Genomic DNA, 1,195 nt, shown 5'->3' on the forward strand with positions numbered 1-1,195 from the left:
GGGAGGGGAATCGCAGATAAGTAGTGGAGAGGGTTGCGAAGGGAGAGAGAAAGGATTCTGTGTGAGCTTTCTCGGGCAGAGGGGGCTCGCGTCGAATGTTGTTGTCGGTGCTTCGAGAGATCCGCGATCCGCGGGACGTGAATGCGCGGCATATTTTGGCGGAGTTGCTGTTCGTGGCGCTGGCGGCGACGCTGTGCGGAGCGAAGAGTTGCGTGGAGATCGCCGAATTTGCCGAGGCGCGAGAGGAGGATCTGAAGGAGATCCTGTCGCTGCCGCATGGGGCGCCGAGCCACGACACGTTCAGCCGAGTGTTCCGCCTGCTCGATCCGGAGGAGCTGGAGCGGGCGTTTACGGCCTTCATGACGGCGCTGCGGCAGGAGCTTGGTCTGCCGCCCCCGCGGGGCGTCGTGGCGATCGACGGCAAGGCCCTGCGGCGCGGATACGAGAAGGGACAGGCGCATCTGGCACCGCTGATGGTGGGCGTGTGGGATGCCGAGACGCGGTTGGCCATCGCTGGCGTCCGGGCGCCGGGCAGGTCGGAGGTGCAAGGCACGCTGGATCTGTTGAAGGGGCTGACCCTGAAGGGCTGCACGGTGACGGCGGACGCGCTGCACTGCCATCCGGCGATGGCCGAGGCGGTGCTGGCGGCCAAGGCGCAGTACGCGCTGGGGCTGAAGGCCAACCATGGGCCGCTGTTCACCGCGGCCGAGGCCGGCTTCGCGACCGCCGGCGACCTCGCCTTCTTCGAGACGAAGGAGCGGGCGCACGGCCGCAGCGAGCGGCGCCGAGCCTCGGTTCTGCCGGCGGCCCGGCTGCGTGGCCGGCCCTCCTTTCCCGGCCTGAAGGCGATCGGCCGGATCGAGGCCGAGCGGACCGGCACGAATGGCCAGCGCAAGGTCTCGGTCCGATACATCGCCTTGTCCCGGCAGTTGTCGCCAGCCCGGCTCGCCACAGTCGTGCGTACCCATTGGAGCATCGAGAACCAGCTCCATTGGCCCCTCGACGTGGTCTTCCACGAAGACGACGCCCGGACCCGCAAGGACAACGCTCCGCAGAACCTGGCCGTCATCCGACGGCTTGCCCAGAACATCTTGCGCACGCATCCGCTCGACAAGCCCATGGCCAGCAAAATGCGGCGCGCTCGTTGGAACAAAGAGTTCTTCTTCGAACTCTTTACACATATGCGATAGCCCTC

1 protein-coding gene is annotated in these 1,195 nt (G+C 66.7%); it reads left to right on the forward strand.

Annotated elements, in window-relative coordinates:
• Positions 1–95 precede the first annotated feature (95 nt).
• Positions 96–1,190: an ISAs1 family transposase gene (locus FFK22_RS41820; RefSeq protein WP_138893697.1), complete on the forward strand. Its 1,095-nt coding sequence runs from the start codon at positions 96–98 to the stop codon at positions 1,188–1,190.
• Positions 1,191–1,195: the final 5 nt, after the last annotated feature.

Source organism: Mycobacterium sp. KBS0706 (assembly GCF_005938675.2).
Classification (GTDB): domain Bacteria; phylum Pseudomonadota; class Alphaproteobacteria; order DSM-16000; family Inquilinaceae; genus Inquilinus.